Here is a 17,547-nt window from a genome sequence, read left to right on the forward strand (position 1 = left end):
AGTTATTGCTTCCCTTTTTTATATTTTTGAAGCTCAACAACTGGAAAATCATGACCTGGGATCAACTCTTATCACTTAAACGTTTCGGAGACAAGAACAAACGACTGCGTATAGAGCAGAATGAAACACGTTTAGGTTTTGAAGTAGATTATGATCGTATCATATTTTCTTCAGCATTTAGAAGCTTGCAGGACAAAACGCAGGTGATTCCACTTTCCAAGACAGATTTTGTGCATACCAGGCTAACGCATAGCCTCGAGGTTTCAGTCGTTGGAAGGTCGCTGGGAAGGTTAACGGGACAGAAGTTGTTGCAGAAACATCCACATTTAAAGGATTCTTCAGGTTACCAGATGAATGATTTTGGGGCTATTGTCGCAGCGGCTGCTCTTGCTCATGATATTGGAAATCCGCCTTTTGGACATTCCGGAGAGAAAGCGATTGGAGAATACTTCAGTCATGGAAACGGTAAAAGGTTCAAAGAATCTCTTTCAGAAGCAGAATACCAAGATCTGGTAAAATTTGAAGGAAATGCCAATGGTTTCAGAATACTTACAGAAAACAGACCAGGAATTAGCGGTGGCCTACGATTGTCCTATGCTACTTTAGGAGCATTCACAAAATATCCGAAAGAATCCCTTCCGCATAAGCCAAGTTCAAAGATCGAAGATAAAAAGTTTGGATTTTTCCAGAGTGAAAAAGAAACCTTTGAAGATATCGCTGAAGAATTAGGATTAAAAATGACGCGCGAAGGCAAACACATTGGATATGCACGGCATCCTCTGGCCTTCTTGGTTGAGGCCGCAGATGATATTTGCTATACGATCATTGATTTTGAAGATGGAATTAATCTTGGACTCATCGATGAAGATTACGCTCTGGAATACCTCATCAAACTTGTAAAGGACAGCATCAATACTTCCAAATATCATGAACTTCAAACCACTTCAGACAGGCTGGCGTATTTGCGTGCTCTAGCTATTAACACACTAATTACAGAAGCCGCAGAGATCTTTCTAAAAAATGAAGATGCCATTCTGATAGGAGAATTTCATGAAGCTTTATTCGATAAAAGTAAATACGAGGCTCAGATTCGGGATATTATTAAGATAAGTGTGGAGAAGATCTATCAAAGCGAAGAGGTGATCGGGAAGGAAATTGCCGGCTTTAAAATGCTCACTTATTTGCTGGATATATATACCCAGGCTTTCCTTGCAGATGCTGAAAATGAAGATTCCAACTTCACAAAACTGGTAAAAAAATCTGTTCCACAGCTAAACTATTTGAATGACGAACATTCAGTTTATGATACGTTGATCGCAATCTGTTCATATATAGCTTCGCTAACCGATGGTCTAACCGTGGCTTCCTTTAAACGATTTCAGGGTCTGGATGCTTAAAACGTTAAAAAATTAACGTTTAGTATTAATTATTCTTTCTAGTCTAAAGTAATTTCACGACTTAAGCTTCTGACACTTCAATATTTAAGCATCAGGCACTTATATAGTTAGTGTTATGAAAAAGGTTACTCAAATTTTAGAGAATAATTCTCAGCTTATCATCGAGGACTGGGAACGACAGGTTCTCGAACTCGTAAAATCCTCTACTTCTGCCAATAGAATCGCACTTCGCGATCATGTTCCTAACATCCTGAATGACATTATTGGTATCATGGAACAATATGATATCATTGACTGGAATCTTGAGGATCCTAAAATTGCATTGATCGAGAGTAATAGCATTGAGCATGGGAGACATCGCGCCAGTTCCGGAAGCTTTTCTGCAGATGAAATTCTTCACGAATATATCATCTTTCATAATGTGATTCTTAGGGTGCTCAACATAAATGGAATTACAGATCATAATGCATACAATATTTTAAAGTGCTGTGTTGATAAATCTATGCTGAAAAGCCTGGAGGCCTACACAAAGTCGATCCAAGAGATGCAAAGTAAACTAGTTGCTACGCTTGCTCACGATATTAGAAATCCACTCTCTGCCGCGAGATTGGGAATCGAAATGCTAAATACAGAGGATATAGATCAGGATCGCAGTATCAGGGTCAAGAAAATGACCATGAATAGTGTGAATAAAGCACTGGAAATGCTGGAAGGATTACTGGATAGTATTACTGTAAAGGCCGGTGAAGGGATGATGCTTACTTATGCTCAAACAGATCTGTATAACGATATAGAATCTATTTACCAGGAAGCTTCAGAGATCTATTCTGAAGAGATCATATTAGATTGTGCGGACAAGGATCTTTATGGGATTTATGACGCTGTAGCAGTACGCAGAATGCTCGAAAATCTAATTACCAATGCAATTAAATATGGAGATAAAGATACCCCGATCACGCTAAAAATTGAAAAAGATGGGGACGACTACTTATTGCTTTCTGTCCATAATCTTGGAAATCCTATTCCGAAGGAGAAACAAAAGGCGATCTTCGATTTTCTACAATACGGAAAACAAAATAACAACCCTAAACTCAAAAGCTGGGGCATAGGACTCACACTGGTTAAAATGGTTGCTGAAGCGCACGGCGGTGCGGTTGAACTCACCAGCGAAAAAGATAAAGGAACAGAATTTAAGATCAGGATTTCCAACAAAGCGAATCAACCCGGTAAAACACGCACAAGACTGAACCTGGTCTAAAACTCATAAACAACTCCAACACCAAGCATTTGCTTTAGCTGAATTCTGGCACCGGAAGTTTCCAGTTTACCATCGCCATTGGTATCTTCCTTAAACTTTACATCATCATCATAACGAATATGGGTTCCAACATTGGCCTTTACGAAGTCATTGACCTTCATATTTACTGCCAGTTGCCAGTCTACATCCACATTTCCGAAGTTATTGAGGTAATCTGAATACAGGCTCAATTGATTACTAAGATCAATATTCTCAAAAACTTCCTTGTTATATTCACTGGTAAAGAGAAAACCGAATTCTGTTCTAAGCATCTCACCTTCTTTGATAATATTCCCAAGTTCATCGGTCACTGCAGGTTCCACACCAAACATCCCTTCGTTGGCAAGTCTTTGATCTAGTACGAAAGTTGATTTCACGGTTATAGGAGAAAGGTATATGGTAAGATCCTCTACAGGATGAGAAAATTCTGTTCCTGCACCAAGAAAGGTATAGCCAGGAGCCATTAATTTCGAAATTGGTACTTCGGTATCAGGATATTTGTAACCGTTGGTGAATTGCGTGTTGAAACTAAATTTACCTGAATAATACCAGTTCGACGTACTGTCGGTTCTAAAACCAAAGGAGGAACTCAATCTTAATTCATCTTCTGTCTTTCTAATTTCCCTGCCTTCCTGCGCATTAATTCCATACCTCAACTTTGCCGAATTCTTCCAAATAGTATAGTCTTTTTCAAAATCCCGCTCAAAACCAGCATAAAATAAAGCCGAAATTGAGTTGTTTCCCCCAGCATTCCAGTTTACGAAAGCCACTTCACTTAGATTCATTCCGAAGGTGTTCTTCTCGGTCCAGTAGATCAACATGGAATCTGAAGCAGTAGTATCCTTAGCCGCCGTTGCTGTAGTATCATTCACCCTAACATGTTTAATATGAGCAGCTGAACTATAGAATGAAGTAAATATAAAAAGGAAGCTTAGTAGGTAAAATTTCATCAGGTAGGGATTACAGAATCGCAAAAATATAAAATCAGTTCAAAGTTTCCAGCTTTTGCCGTATTCCTTCAACGTTAATTCCCGCAATTTCTTGTAATTGATCGATATTTCCATGTTCTATAAAATTATCGGGCACCCCCATGATCTCAATTTTACCCTTATAATCAAGATGCATAGCAAGCTCCAGGATCGCACTTCCAAAACCTCCGGAGATTACGCCATCTTCAATAGTGATAATTTTATCAAATTTTTCGAAGATCTCTTTTAGCAGATCTTTATCTAGCGGTTTTACAAATTTCATGTCGTAGTGCGCAATACTCCCTAACCCTTTATAACTTTTAATTGCTTCGGAAGCGTTTGCAGCCATATTTCCGATCGTTAGAACGGCGATATCAGTTCCTTGCTGAAGGCACTCAGCTTTACCAATAACAGTCTTTTGAAAAGGTTTTTTCCAATCAATCTGAGATCCTCTTCCGCGGGGATAGCGAATTACTAATGGTTTGTCTAAACCAAGCTGGGCCGTGTAGAGAAGGTTTCTAAGCTCGGTTTCATTTCTTGGAGCTGCGATCATAAGATCTGGAATAAGTCTGCAGTAGGCAATATCAAAAACACCGTGATGCGTAGCTCCGTCTTCTCCTACCAAGCCAGCACGATCCAGGCAAAATATCACCGGCAGTTTTTGCAAGGCAACATCGTGAATTAACTGATCGTATGCACGTTGAAGGAAAGTAGAATAAATAGCACAAAAAACAGTAAATCCCTGGGTGGCCATTCCGGCAGATAAAGTCACAGCATGCTGCTCTGCGATACCTACATCAAACGCCCTGTCTGGAAAAGCATCCATCATATATTTGAGCGAACTACCTGTAGGCATCGCTGGGGTGATCCCAATAATTTTGTCATTTTTTTCCGCCAGTTCTACTAGCGTTAGACCGAAAACATCCTGAAACTTTATGGGTAAACCTTCGGTTTCATACTTCAGCAATTCACCAGTTGCAGGTTCAAACTTACCGGGTGCATGATATTTTACCTGGTCTTCTTCAGCTTTTTTTAAACCTTTCCCTTTTTTGGTAATGACATGTAGAAATTTAGGTCCGCTGATTTCCTTCATTTCCTGTAAAACCTTCAGTAATTCAGGTAGATCATGACCATCTACAGGCCCGAAATATTGAAAATTGAGCGCTTCAATGATATTATCGCTGGCAGGTTTATGTCCAACTCTTGCTTTGGTTAGATATTCTTTTAAGGCCCCAACGCTGGGATCGATACCAATCGCGTTATCATTCAATATAACCAGCAAGTTCGCTTTGGTTACTCCGGCATGATTTAAACCTTCGAAAGCCATTCCGCTGGCGATGGAAGCATCTCCAATCACGGCGATATGTTGTTTTTGATAATTGCCTTTAAGTCGGGAAGCGATCGCCATCCCAAGCGCTGCTGAGATGGAAGTAGATGAATGCCCTACGCCAAAGGTATCGAACCCACTTTCAGTTCTTTTTGGGAATCCGCTAATTCCATTAAGCTGTCGGTTGGTATGAAAAGTACTTTTTCTGCCAGTTAATATTTTATGACCATAAGCCTGGTGACCAACATCCCAGACCAGCAGATCTTCAGGGGTATTAAAAATATAATGTAATGCGATGGTAAGTTCTACAACACCAAGACTTGCCCCCAGATGACCTTCCTTGGTTGCTACGATTTCGATGATAAATTCTCTAAGTTCCCTGGCTAGATCCTGTAAGCTGGCTTCCGGAAGCTTTCGCAGATCTTGCGGAAAGTTGATGGTATCTAATAATTCTCTGGTCATTTGCAACAAAGTTACATCATGCAAACTGAATTATTAACCTGAAACGAAAACGGAATTTTCAAAAATGATATCTTGCACAAAAACCTGGGAATGATCAATCCATACGATGACACTTATTTTATGCGGAAAGCGCTGGAAGAAGCGGAAACTGCTTATGAAAAAGGGGAAATTCCCGTTGGAGTGGTTGTAGTCATCAACGACAGGATCATCGCAAGAGGACATAATCTTACAGAAACGCTGAACGATGTAACTGCTCATGCCGAAATGCAGGCTATCACAGCCGCTGCAAGCTTTCTGGGGGGTAAATATCTTAAGGATTGTACTATGTACATCACCCTGGAACCCTGCCAGATGTGTGCCGGTGCCCTCTATTGGAGTCAGATCTCAAAAATTGTTTTTGCTGCGGAAGATAGCACAAGAGGTTATAGAAAGAATGGAGTCCAGCTTCATCCCAAGACTAAGGTAGCTTCAGGGATTCTTGAAGAAGAAGCTTCCACTTTACTGAAGCGTTTCTTTATAGAAAAAAGAAATCTGAATTAAAAAAGCCCCAATATGGGGCCTTTTACTTTAATATTCTTCAGGTAGTTCAGTTACCTTGATATGATCTACATAGAATCTGTCTGGCAATGCCGACTCATCTATTTCAGCACCTCCAAGATTTCCTCCAACGGCCATATTGATTAGAAAATAGAAATCCTTCTTAAAAGGATACTCTTCCTCGTTATAGTTTTCCGGAGTAAAGCGGTATAACTGATTCCCGTCTACAAAAAATTCAATATAATCCGGCGTCCACACAGCTTTGTAAGTGTGATAACCTTCTTCAATATCTGCAATTTTCGTTTTCTTAGTATTGATCGTGTTCCCGTGACTCGCCGGGGTATGCAGGGAAGTAAAAACGATGCCCGGCTCTCTGCCAATATATTCCAGAATATCGATCTCACCACTGGCAGGCCATCCAACCTCACTAATGTCTGCACCCAACATCCAGATAGCTGGCCAGAGACCTTTGCCCGTAGCAAGTTTTGCTTTTACTTCAATCACACCGTAAGTAAACTCCACATTATCCTTGGAATTAATCTTTCCTGAATAATAGGTATCACCTTTTTTTTCCGCAGTGATCACCAGTTTACCATCTTCCAGGGCAACATAATCGCGATTATAGATCTGCTTTTCGTTGTTCCCCCAACCACAAAGATCAGGACAACCGTCCCCTTCTTCATAATTCCAGACCTCCATATTTAGAGTATCTGCGTTGAAATCCTCTTCGAAAATTATTTTTTCCTGTGCACTGGCCGTAGAAACCAGGACCAGGCACAGGATCAAATATGAGTAGGGTCTCTTCATCATTTCTGAAAATTAAGTGTCACTGTTTGCAATTTTTCTGAATTGGTTCCAACCATCAACCTGAATTCTCCTTCTTCAGCTTCCCACTTTTCATTAGCGGTATAAAACTGAAGCATCTCTTCTGAAATTTCAAACTCTACAGTTTTAGTTTCACCCGCTTCCAGTTCGATCAGCTCAAAACCTTTCAATCCTTTTACAGGTCTGCTCGTGCTAGCCACCATATCACGTAGATATAGTTGCACAACTTCTTTCCCTTTGGTATCCCCAGAATTTGTGACTGCAACACTCAAGGTCGCAGTTTCACCTGAAGTTAACGTAGCTGAGCTCAAAGTTGGTTTAGCGTAATCGAAAGTTGTGTAACTAAGCCCGTAACCGAATGGAAATAAAGGTCCGTTTTCGATATCTGTATAATGCGAGTAGGTCACATGCTGTTCGCTGTATGGTCTCCCAGTGTTTTTATAGTTATAATATAATGGCTCCTGTCCCACAGCTCTAGGAAAAGAAACCGGTAATTTGCCGGAAGGATTGTACTTTCCAAGAAGCACATCTGCGATAGCATTTCCACTTTCAGAACCAAGCTGCCAGGCTTCAACGATAGTAGGAATATTTTCAGCAGACCAGCTTAATTCCATTGGTCTTCCATTTATAAGTACCAGAACGATATTCTTATTTACAGCGTAAACTTTTTTCAAAAGCTCTAGTTGCAGTCCGGCGAAACCAATATTTGCCTGACTTCTACCTTCCCCAGATTGAAATGCATCTTCACCAAGAACCATAACCACCACTTCAGCGTCTCTGGCATTCTTAACGGCCTCACCCATTCCTGTAGTATCGGTTTTGTTGATTTTAAGCGGCATTAAAAAGCTACGTTCTCCCATCCCTAACTTTACTCCTTCAGAATAAACAATTTCAGAGTCTGGTAATTGATTTTTTAAACCTTCTACAACAGATACGGCAGAGTTCGCTTTACCCTGGGCTCTCCAGTTTCCAATTGGCGTGTCCTTGTCATTAGCAAGCGGACCAATCACTGCGATCTTTCCTGCGGAAGCCGACATTGGTAAAAGATCATTTTCATTCTTCAGAAGAACAATAGATTTTCTGGCAATATCACGTGCTGTTTCAAGATGTTGCTCATAAGGCACTTCATTTTTTACTTCAGCATTGATATAACGATAAGGATCATCGAAAAGCCCCATCATAAATTTCACTCTCAGGATTCTGCGAACTGCATCATTGATAAGCTCTTCATCAACTTTTCCTTCAGCAACCAATTGCTCGAGTCCGGCCTGGTAAGCTCCGCCTTCCATATCCATGTCGCTACCAGCCTTTACAGCGATTTCAGCAGCATGCACTTTATCACGGGCAAATCCATGAGGTATCATTTCTGAAATAGAACCCCAATCTGACACTATAAATCCATCCCAGCCCCATTCAGTTTTTAATAACTCACGCTGAAGGCTTTCACTACCGGTCGCAGGAATACCATCAATTGTGTTGAAGGCATTCATAAAAGTAGCAGCTCCAGCATCTGCCGCAGCTTTAAACGGTGGCAAAATGACATTATGAAGTTCGTTCTTACCAATATTCACTGTGTTATAATCCTTTCCACCTTCAGCAAAACCATATCCGGCAAAATGCTTAGCGGTTGCTGCGATCGTATTAGGATCTGCAAGGTCATCTCCTTGGTATCCATTTACTTTTGCCACCGCAACCTGAGAAGTTAAATAGGGGTCTTCCCCGGAGCCTTCCATAATCCGTCCCCAGCGAGCATCGCGTGAAACATCGATCATCGGAGAAAACGTCCAGTTCACACCTTCTGCTACAGATTCTAAAGCGGCAATTCTAGCCGACTCCTCTGCAGCTTCCATATCCCAGCTAGCAGTTTCTGCCAACGGCACTGGAAAAATTGTTTTATATCCATGAATTACATCATATCCAAAAATAATCGGAATCTTGATGCGTGAATTTTCCATGTTGAGCTTTTGTGCTTTTTCGGTCGCTTCTACGGAAAGCACATTTAGCATAGATCCAACCAGACCTTTCTTTAGCCTGTCTTCTTTTTGTTTATTACCGGTTTCAGAAGCGGGTCCAGTAAGATCCCAACTCCCGTTGTACTGGATCATCTGGCCTACTTTCTCTTCCAGGGTCATGATGTTTAAAACCGAATCTACCTTGGCTTCGACATTCTTTACTGAACTTTTGAGACCTGTTTCCTGCGCATGCAGTCCTATGGTCCCGACCACGAGTGAAAGGGTACTTAAGAATAACTTTCTCATAATCTCTAAAAATAAATCCCGGAACCTGAAAGATCCCGGGAGTTGTTAGCTAAACAAACTATTTATATACTCTGATGTAATCCACTTCCATAGAAGCTTCGCTAAATTCTGCAGGGATATCTCCGCCAAGTGCGCCTCCCATTGCTACATTCATGATAAGGAAGAAATCCTTGTTGAATGGTAAAGAAGATTCATTGGAAAAGGTGAAGTTCACCTCATTATCTACCAGAAAGGTTATTTCATCTGCTGTCCATTCTACGGCATATGTATGCCACTCTGTAGCTGCATTTTGAATATTGGTTGCTTCAAAAATTGCATTTCCACCTGAATTTCCAGGGAAATGTAATGCTGAAGAAACTTCATTTGGTTTGTTACCTACAAATTCCATGATGTCGATCTCACCGGTAGCAGGCCATCCAACGACATCAAAATCGGCTCCAAGCATCCAGATCGCTGGCCACGTTCCTCCACCTTGAGGCATCTTGGCACGAGCTTCTACTCTACCATAAGTTACTTCAAACTTGTCCATAGTAGTAATTCTTGCAGAAGTGAAATCAAATCCACTTTCTGCCTCTCTTCTGGCTGTTATGATAAGACTACCGTCTGCTACAGACACATTATCTTCAGTATAATACTGTAATTCTCCATTACCCCAGCCATTAGTTCCGTTTCCTGTTTCGTAGTTCCAGATATCGGTATCGAGGGCATCTCCGTCGAATTCATCACTCCAGAAGATTTCAGTGAATTGAGAAACAAATGCTTCTTCTTCCTCTTCCTCTTCTTCTCCACCTGTACCAGCTTGTTGCTGCTCAAAGGGAGTTGTGGTGAATTTCAAGTACCAGGCAAGATCAGGATTGCTTCCTGGAATTGCTCTTACATACATGGTATTTTCAGTAATACTAAGAACCTCGTAATTGCTGGCTCCAATATAGTAGCTCATAAAACCACCGCCACCTAACTGGATTTCAGTTCCGGTCGTAGCATCTGCAGGAACTCCATTTTCTGCAGGAGCCAAAGTAACCGACTTATCGCCAGAAGTATCGTAATCGATACATTCATCCTGGCCACCGCCACCACCAAATTCAGCAACATAGTCTACATTAAAGAATGTTCGACCCATATTATCCTGATTGTAGGTGATGTTCTCCCCACTTTCAGTAAAAGTCAGCTCATCTGTGTAAAAACATGAAGATATTTCATCACCTGCTTTTTCAAAAGGTGCTGCTTGATAATATTCTGGAAAAGCACTTGCAACTCCGTCTGCTACGAAATTAGGTCCTACTCCAAGATGTCCAGCTTCAACTGCTGCAACATACCAAGTTTTAGAACTTCCTCCAGTAAGAAATTGCTTAGTTTCAGGATCATTGAAATCACTCTCAACTTCGACTTCCAGAGACATCGAGCTACTAACACCACCTTTTCCATAGGCTACTACGGTTACGAGGTACGTATTGAGTCCTGTTCTGGTGAAACGTTTCGTATAGTTTCCACTTGGAGCAACAGCAGAGGAGCCATCGCTAAAGTTATACTCGTAAGTAATAGCATCGTTGGCGGTAGCATTAAATTCTACCATTCCAGAGCCATCGTCACTAATATTTGTACTCACCTGAAGATCTGTAGGAACTACGATCGTATCGAGGGTGAGATCATCTTCCTGGCAACTCATCATAAAGAGAGTTGCAAACAGGAAGCTTATTAATTTAATATATCTCATAGTTTTTCTTTTTTCTAATTGTGGAAATACACATTGTCTATGTACACAGTAGCTTCAGCTGTAGGGTTTGCAGAGAATATGTACTGTGCAATATTTGATGTATTACTTAAGCCTGTAAAATCTGAAAGTGGAATATCAAGCTTCACCCAGGTATTAGGAGTTACTGTAAACTCTATCTCGTGTTCGGTATCATCCCCACCATCAAAAGCGGCATCAGGACCAAAATCAACCAGTTTAACCCTGAACGCAGTAGCATTTCCGGTCCAATAATCTACATGAAAGTGAGTCATTTCCGACGCATCCACCTGATTGGCAACCGTTTCAATACCCACAAAATTAAGTTGGTCATACAATTTTATATTATTCCCTTCTACCGTAGTTTCAGAGTAAACAGCATCAGACCAATCTGTTCTCCAGGTATCTACAGTTACATTTGTGTATGCATCACTAAAAAGTGAAATTACATTTGCTTCAGGTTCTGTAGGTGTTGCTGCTGCAGAAACAGGTTCTGTTGGCGGTACAAGTACTTCATTAGAAAAATACAGGTTATCTATATAGAAGCTTCCTCCATTATCTGGCTGTACGTCAAACTTGAATTGGAATACATCGCTAATATCTAATCCCTGACTTGTAAATTCTGATAATGGGATTTGTATAATATTCCACTGGTTTGGCATAACCTCTAGATTAACCGCATTCTCACCTGTAGAAGAAATTAGAAAGAAAGGAATTGAAGTATAATCTCCAGACCATACAGCAATATTTACGAATTCAAAAGCTGTAGCATCAACACTTTCTCCAATATCAATTCCCTGGTAATTTGCGTTATCGTATTTAATAACGTTGTCTCCATCCAAGGAGATCATCTCGTAAGTAGTAGACTGACCCCAATTTGGGAAATAGTTAATATTTGCAGGATCTGTATAAACATCGCTGAAAATAGAGAATACATTTTCCTGAGCGGCTGTTGGTGCATCAGGTGCTACAGTAGGATCCTTTTGTGCCTCTTCTCCTTTTTTGATATCATCTATGTAAAAAGTACCAGCAGTAGTGCCAGGACCATCGATGAAAATTACGATTGTTGAATATTGACCAGTTGGAACAAATGGCTCACCAACACCTTGAGATCCATCGATAAAGCTTTTAATCGCGTCTGTAGCAAAATCGAAACTCAATACTTCCCATCCTGTACCACCGTGATCTGCGGAAACTTCCGTTTGTCTTTCACCATTAACACCACCTTCAAATTTTAGAAGTACCGGTAAAGCCACATCAGACCAAACCTTCATAGTAATAGTTTTAGAATCTGCACTAAAATCTACTGGTTCACCAAGAGTATAGGCAATACCCTCGAACTGCGCTCCAGAATTTGTTACGGCAGCAACATTAGTTTCTGAAGTATTGGCACCTGAAAGATCAGGATTAACAACAACTTCATAACTAGTACCATTAAATGTTCCGGCAGCATAGTTTACTGTTCCCATATCAAATGTAATAGGAAGCTTTAAAGGATCTGTTGCTTCTGGAACAATGATGATTTCATCTTCTTCCAAAGTAGCCGCACCAGCTCCACGTGCAATAACTGTCAATTCATATACTCCAGGTTCGTAAGTATGTTCGATAGATTCTCCTGGCATAAGTTGCGTAGGTTCCTCATCATCCATGTCACCAAAATAAACATCGAAAACCGTAGCATTATCTGCAGTAGCAGAAACCGTAATCGTTTTTGGATCAGTGTCCGGTTGATCTACGTTGATCACCAAGTTTTCAGGAGCTTTAAATGAGATATTCAGCATTTGATTGTATTCGCTGGTTAGGCCCGTAGAGCCAACTGCTACAATTTCCACCATATATTCTCCTTCATCATAAATGGTAGTAACCGACTCACCATTTGCGATTTCGGTAGTCTCACCATTTCCAAGATCAATTTGAAAAGTCTGAGCACCAACACCGCTTGGAGTAATTGTTACTGTTCCAGTATCATCCTGGCTAATATCAAAGTCTGCTGTTACATCTGTTGGAGCAGAGATTTCCTGGAACGCGTAGTTCGTAATTTCATCATCTTCACATCCTGTAAAAAGCAGAAGCGAGATGGTAAGCATTGCTAAAATTCTGAATATTTTCATTTTTATTCGTTTTAATGGTAGTTTTTAGTATCCTGGATTTTGCTCCCAATTGTTTCCTGCAAGCTCAATTTCGATAGCCGGGATAGGGAATAATTCGTGTTTTCCTGTAACGAAACCGTCGATTTCATCTGCTGCTCTTCCTGTTCTTACCAAGTCGAAGAAACGATGCCCTTCTCCTACAAGTTCCAGTCTGCGATCTTCATAAATCTGATTTAGCAGATTATTACCAGAAAATGATACATCTTCCAGTCCGGCTCTGTCTCTTACTCTGTTCAAATAAGTTCTGGCACGATCTTCATTACCAGATTTGAAATTAGCTTCCGAAGCCATTAGTAGCACATCTGCGAAACGAATTGCGCGGTAGTTATTTGGATTTGTAAGGTTTTGATCACCGGTATTCAAATCCCCAGCTCTTGCGATATATTTTCTGTTATAATATCCAGTATGCTCATAACCTACAGCATAGCTCGCTCCGGTTGCAGCAGCATGTGCTTCGATATCAAGAATAGCTACGTCTTTACGAATATCATCGTCTGAAAACTCATCGACTACTTCCTGTACCGGAACATTGAAACTAAATCCAGAATCAAATACAGCATTTTCTGGATTTGGATAAGAAATGTTTCTTACACCATTAAATCCAACAGCCACATTTCCTTCTGAACATTGAAGACACCCAAAACCAGCACCTTCTTTATCTGTATACTGAACTTCGAAAACTGCCTCCGCATTATTTTCGCCTTCTGGTTCAAATATGAAGTTATAATCCTGCACGAGGGAGTAAGGTCCGCTAATTACAGGTTCGAAAGCAGTAGCCGCTTCTGCAAATTTATTCTGAAACAAATAAGCTTTTCCAAGCAAAGCCTGAGCTGCTCCCGAAGTTACACGACCTTTTACGCTTTGGACAGCCGGAAGGTTTGCCGCAGCGAACATAAGATCCTGCTCGATCTGAGCATAAACTTCAGCCTTTGGAGTTCTAGGAATATCGAATTGCTCTCCAAACTGGATTCTATTGTCTACCGCTAATGGCACATCTCCAAACCATTTTACCAGTTCGAAATAATAATAAGCTCTTAGAAATCTTGCCTGGGCAATGATTTCAGTCTTACCTTCAAAATCCAGAGCGTCCTGAAATTCAAGCACATAGTTTGCACGATTTACACCCGCAAACATCCAGCTCCAGATATCTCTTAATTGCTGGTTTACAGGAGTATGCTCCATATTGTCAATTTCCTGAATTCCAGGCGTATCGTTCGCACTCTCACCACCCGCAAGGGTATTGTCTGAAGCGATCTCGCCCAGCATTACATTAAGGTAAGTAGATTGAAGCAGGTCATAAGCTCCTACTAGTGCAAGATCATAATCTTCGGGTGTATTAAAGAAATCCTCAGAATTTTCATCCTGGCTATCTACATCCACGAAGTCATCACTACATCCAGATAGCGCCAGAAATGCGAAGGCGAGTATCCAATTGATTGTATATAATTTCGTTCTCATCTAATTAAAATTTCAGATTAATTCCTAGCATATAAATTCTTGGCACTGGATAGAATCCCTGGTCTATACCACCACCAATTGGAGCTCCATTAGAAGCTGAAGGATCATACCCGCTGTATTCTGTAAGCGTAAATGCATTATTTACTGAAGCATATACTCTAAACTTCTCTACACCAGTATTTGCAATAAGATCTGAATCCAGTGTGTACCCAACCTGTACATTTTGTAATCTCAGGTAAGAACCGTCTTCTACGAAGAAATCTGAAAACTGGTTGTTGCTGGTAGCACCAACGGTCACTCTTGGGAAGCTATCTGTCGTTCCTGGTCCAGTCCATCTACCTAAGAAAGCATTAGTTCTATTCGTATTTGGCTGATTTCTTTCAAAGTTTCTTACGATCTCATTTCCGAGGGAAGCAAAAGCATATGCGTTAAAATCCCAGTTCTTGAAGGTGAACCCAATATTTGCACCCATGGTAAGGTCTGGAATTGGATCTCCAATATCTGTTCTATCATCACTATCAATAACTCCGTCACCGTTTTGATCTACAAAACGAATATCTCCTGGTGCAGCGTTCGCTTGCGTTGCAGCAGCATCAACTTCTGCTTGCGTCTGGAAAATTCCATTGGTTTCTAATCCATAGAAATATCCAATAGGTTTTCCTGGCTCCATTCTGGATGGTGGTTCCTGTCCTATTCCAAAAACTCCTCCGGGAATGAGTCCACTTTCACTATTTACGTAAAGCACTTCATTTCTAAGAGCTGTAAGGTTATAGTTTACATTAAACTTAAAATTATCATTTACAACCTGGTTATATCCAATAGAGAATTCAAGTCCCTCGTTTTCAACTCCTCCACCATTTACAAACGGTGCAGAAGATCCAGGAGCAGCAACTCCTAAAATTCCTGATACCTGCGGAATCACAAGAAGGTCTTCGGTTTTCTTTTTAAAATAATCGATAGTAACATCAATACTGGAATTGAAGAACCTGGCGTCAAGTCCAATATCAAGTGTCTTCTGTTTTTCCCATTTAATTTCAGGGTTTCCCAGAGCACCACTTGCCTTTCCGAAGATAATTTCATCATTAAATACATAAGCACCTTCACCGTTCAGTAGAGAGGCATATCTAAAAGCAGGAATTCTATCATTTCCAATGATCCCGTAACTACCTCTTAATTTTAAGAAATTTAAAGTACCGTTGTCATTAATAAAATCTTCATCTGAAATTACCCAACCTACAGAGGCAGATGGGAACCATCCAAATTTGTTTTCAGGACCAAAAGCAGTCGAACCATCACGTCTTATCAAACCAGAGAATAAATATTTTCCCTCATAGTCATATTGAACACGTGTGAAGTAAGACAATAATCTAGTATCGAAAGTATCTCCCCCATTCTGATAGTTATCTACAACTTCCGCAGCATTTGAAACTCTCGCCGCGTCATATTCATTAGATGGAAGTTCAAATCCTGTTAAAGAGGCAAGATCTCCGGTAGTTTTAAAAACAGACATACCCAATAACCACTTAAGATTATGATCACCAAAGCTGTCATTATAGGTTAAGAAGTTATCCCAGGTATAATCTCTATAGATCTCAAAGTTCTCTGTTACATTATTACGGTCTACGTTGAAAACCTTTCCAGAACCATAGAAAACCTCTGGAGAGAAATATCTTCCATCAACTTCAGAATAGTTGAACTGGAATTGAGTCTTCGCAGTTAATTTATCCCAAATAGTATATTCCAGTCCACCAACACCACTAATTTTATCTACACGTGTATCATTGAAAGCGTTGTTGATCTGAGCAAGTGGATTGACAACTTCATTTCCAAGCCCTTCAGCCAGAGAGAAATTTCCATCAGCATCACGCACAGGAATATTCGGATTCATGTTCACCGCATTGAAAAGTACAGACCCAAGTGCATTTTCAGCTAAAGTCTTACGGTTACTATTAGTATAGATCCCGGATAAATTAAGTTTCAGGTTATCTATGATTTCAAGATTATAATTTACACGCCCTGTAAAACGATCATAATTAGACTTGCTTCCACCAACAATACCATCCTGGTTAAAGTAGGAAGCTCCAAAAGAATACTTTGATCGATCTCCACCACCAGAAATATTCAGGTTCATATCAGACATTGGCGCTGTTGTAAAAACCTCATCCTGATAATCTGTCCCTTCACCAAGGTTTCTATAATTTGGGTAAGGAGGATTTTGACCAGCGGCTGCGTAAGCTTCGTTAACGATTACTGCATATTCGGTTGCATTCAAAGCAGGTAATCTTCGTGTAGTTTGCTGAACACCTGTATAAGCATCAAATTCAACCTGAAGATCTGCATTGTATGAACCTGTTTTAGTAGTAATAAGAATTACCCCGTTGGCAGCTCTAACACCATAAATACCAGCAGTTGCATCTTTCAACACATTAATGCTTTCAATATCATTTGGGTTAATAACACTAAGGTCTTCGATCACGTTACCATCAACCAGGATCAGAGGTCGGTTATCACCATTGGTACTTATACCTCTAATATTAATTGTGGAAGCACTTCCTGGAGAACCTGAAGTAGAGGTGATATTCACCCCTGCTACTCTACCCTGTAAGGCCTGTTCAACTCGTGCCGGGTTCAAATCCTCTATGGTTTCTGAACCTACCACACTTACCGCACCGGTTATTTCCTTTCTTGACTGAGTACCATACCCAATCACTACTACTTCATTTAATGCTTCTGAATCTGTTTGAAGCGTTACATTGATCGTTTGTTGATCATTCACTGTAATTTCCTGGGTTTGAAAACCTAAATAACTGAACTGAAGTACATCTCCAGAGGAGATATTCTGTACCGTATAATTTCCGTCAAAATCTGTAGTAGTACCTCTTGACTCATTTTTTACGATCACATTTACTCCCAGTAAAGGCATTTTGTTCTCATCGGTGATAGTTCCGCTAACCGAAAACGATTGCGCGTAAGCACCGAAAAACCCGCTTAGAAATACAATCAAAAGACAGGTAAATTTCCTCATGTGTTTTAAAATTAAATTTGCTTTTACAATATATTAACATGAAGTGCGTAGAGAGGATTTTCAACCTTTACAAAATATCTACAATTATAGATTTATCAATTTTAAGCGCCTCAA

At 40.3% G+C, this 17,547-nt stretch carries 11 protein-coding genes; 3 read left to right on the forward strand and 8 right to left on the reverse strand.

Annotation, left to right across the window (positions count from 1 at the left end):
- Nucleotides 1-50 precede the first annotated feature (50 nt).
- Nucleotides 51-1,397 carry a dGTP triphosphohydrolase gene (gene dgt / locus T8I65_RS15405; RefSeq protein ID WP_322302809.1) on the forward strand — a complete coding sequence of 449 codons (1,347 nt, stop codon included), beginning with the start codon at nucleotides 51-53 and terminating at the stop codon, nucleotides 1,395-1,397.
- A 115-nt stretch (nucleotides 1,398-1,512) separates the two neighbouring features.
- Complete coding sequence (locus tag T8I65_RS15410) at nucleotides 1,513-2,655, forward strand: sensor histidine kinase (protein ID WP_322301423.1); 1,143 nt, start codon at nucleotides 1,513-1,515, stop codon at nucleotides 2,653-2,655.
- On the opposite strand, the gene T8I65_RS15415 is transcribed toward T8I65_RS15410, so the two are convergent.
- Together T8I65_RS15415 and T8I65_RS15420 are read right to left on the reverse strand one after the other, a co-directional pair.
- The gene (locus T8I65_RS15415) at nucleotides 2,652-3,644 is read right to left on the reverse strand and encodes a DUF3078 domain-containing protein (protein WP_322301424.1); all 993 of its coding nucleotides are present in this window, start codon (nucleotides 3,642-3,644) and stop codon (nucleotides 2,652-2,654) included. The two genes, T8I65_RS15410 and T8I65_RS15415, sit on opposite strands and share 4 nt — an antisense overlap.
- 34 nt (nucleotides 3,645-3,678) lie before the next feature.
- Nucleotides 3,679-5,451 carry a 1-deoxy-D-xylulose-5-phosphate synthase gene (locus tag T8I65_RS15420; RefSeq protein ID WP_322301425.1) on the reverse strand — a complete coding sequence of 591 codons (1,773 nt, stop codon included), beginning with the start codon at nucleotides 5,449-5,451 and terminating at the stop codon, nucleotides 3,679-3,681.
- A gap of 90 nt (nucleotides 5,452-5,541) precedes the next feature.
- Between T8I65_RS15420 and T8I65_RS15425 the strand changes: the two genes are divergently transcribed.
- Nucleotides 5,542-5,991 carry a nucleoside deaminase gene (locus T8I65_RS15425; RefSeq protein ID WP_322301426.1) on the forward strand — a complete coding sequence of 150 codons (450 nt, stop codon included), beginning with the start codon at nucleotides 5,542-5,544 and terminating at the stop codon, nucleotides 5,989-5,991.
- 27 nt (nucleotides 5,992-6,018) lie between these two features.
- Here the strand turns inward: T8I65_RS15425 and T8I65_RS15430 are convergent, their stop codons facing one another.
- Genes T8I65_RS15430 through T8I65_RS15455 form a run of 6 tightly spaced genes read right to left on the reverse strand, consistent with a single transcriptional unit; the run spans nucleotide 6,019 to nucleotide 17,433 of the window.
- Complete coding sequence (locus T8I65_RS15430; RefSeq protein WP_322301427.1) at nucleotides 6,019-6,798, reverse strand: glycoside hydrolase family 16 protein; 780 nt, start codon at nucleotides 6,796-6,798, stop codon at nucleotides 6,019-6,021.
- Nucleotides 6,795-9,071, reverse strand: a complete 2,277-nt coding sequence (gene bglX, locus T8I65_RS15435; protein ID WP_322301428.1) for a beta-glucosidase BglX — start codon at nucleotides 9,069-9,071, stop codon at nucleotides 6,795-6,797. Before bglX ends, T8I65_RS15430 begins: the two co-directional genes overlap by 4 nt.
- 58 nt (nucleotides 9,072-9,129) lie before the next feature.
- Entirely contained in the window at nucleotides 9,130-10,785 is a 1,656-nt protein-coding gene (locus tag T8I65_RS15440) for a family 16 glycosylhydrolase (protein ID WP_322301429.1), read from the reverse strand.
- Nucleotides 10,786-10,799: 14 nt separating this feature from the next.
- Nucleotides 10,800-12,911, reverse strand: a complete 2,112-nt coding sequence (locus T8I65_RS15445) for a hypothetical protein (protein WP_322301430.1) — start codon at nucleotides 12,909-12,911, stop codon at nucleotides 10,800-10,802.
- Between the two features lie 24 nt (nucleotides 12,912-12,935).
- Nucleotides 12,936-14,408, reverse strand: a complete 1,473-nt coding sequence (locus T8I65_RS15450; protein WP_322301431.1) for a RagB/SusD family nutrient uptake outer membrane protein — start codon at nucleotides 14,406-14,408, stop codon at nucleotides 12,936-12,938.
- 4 nt (nucleotides 14,409-14,412) lie between these two features.
- Nucleotides 14,413-17,433, reverse strand: coding sequence for a TonB-dependent receptor (locus T8I65_RS15455; protein WP_322301432.1), 3,021 nt, complete (start codon nucleotides 17,431-17,433; stop codon nucleotides 14,413-14,415).
- Nucleotides 17,434-17,547: the final 114 nt, after the last annotated feature.

The organism is Christiangramia sp. OXR-203 (assembly GCF_034372165.1).
Lineage (GTDB): Bacteria > Bacteroidota > Bacteroidia > Flavobacteriales > Flavobacteriaceae > Christiangramia.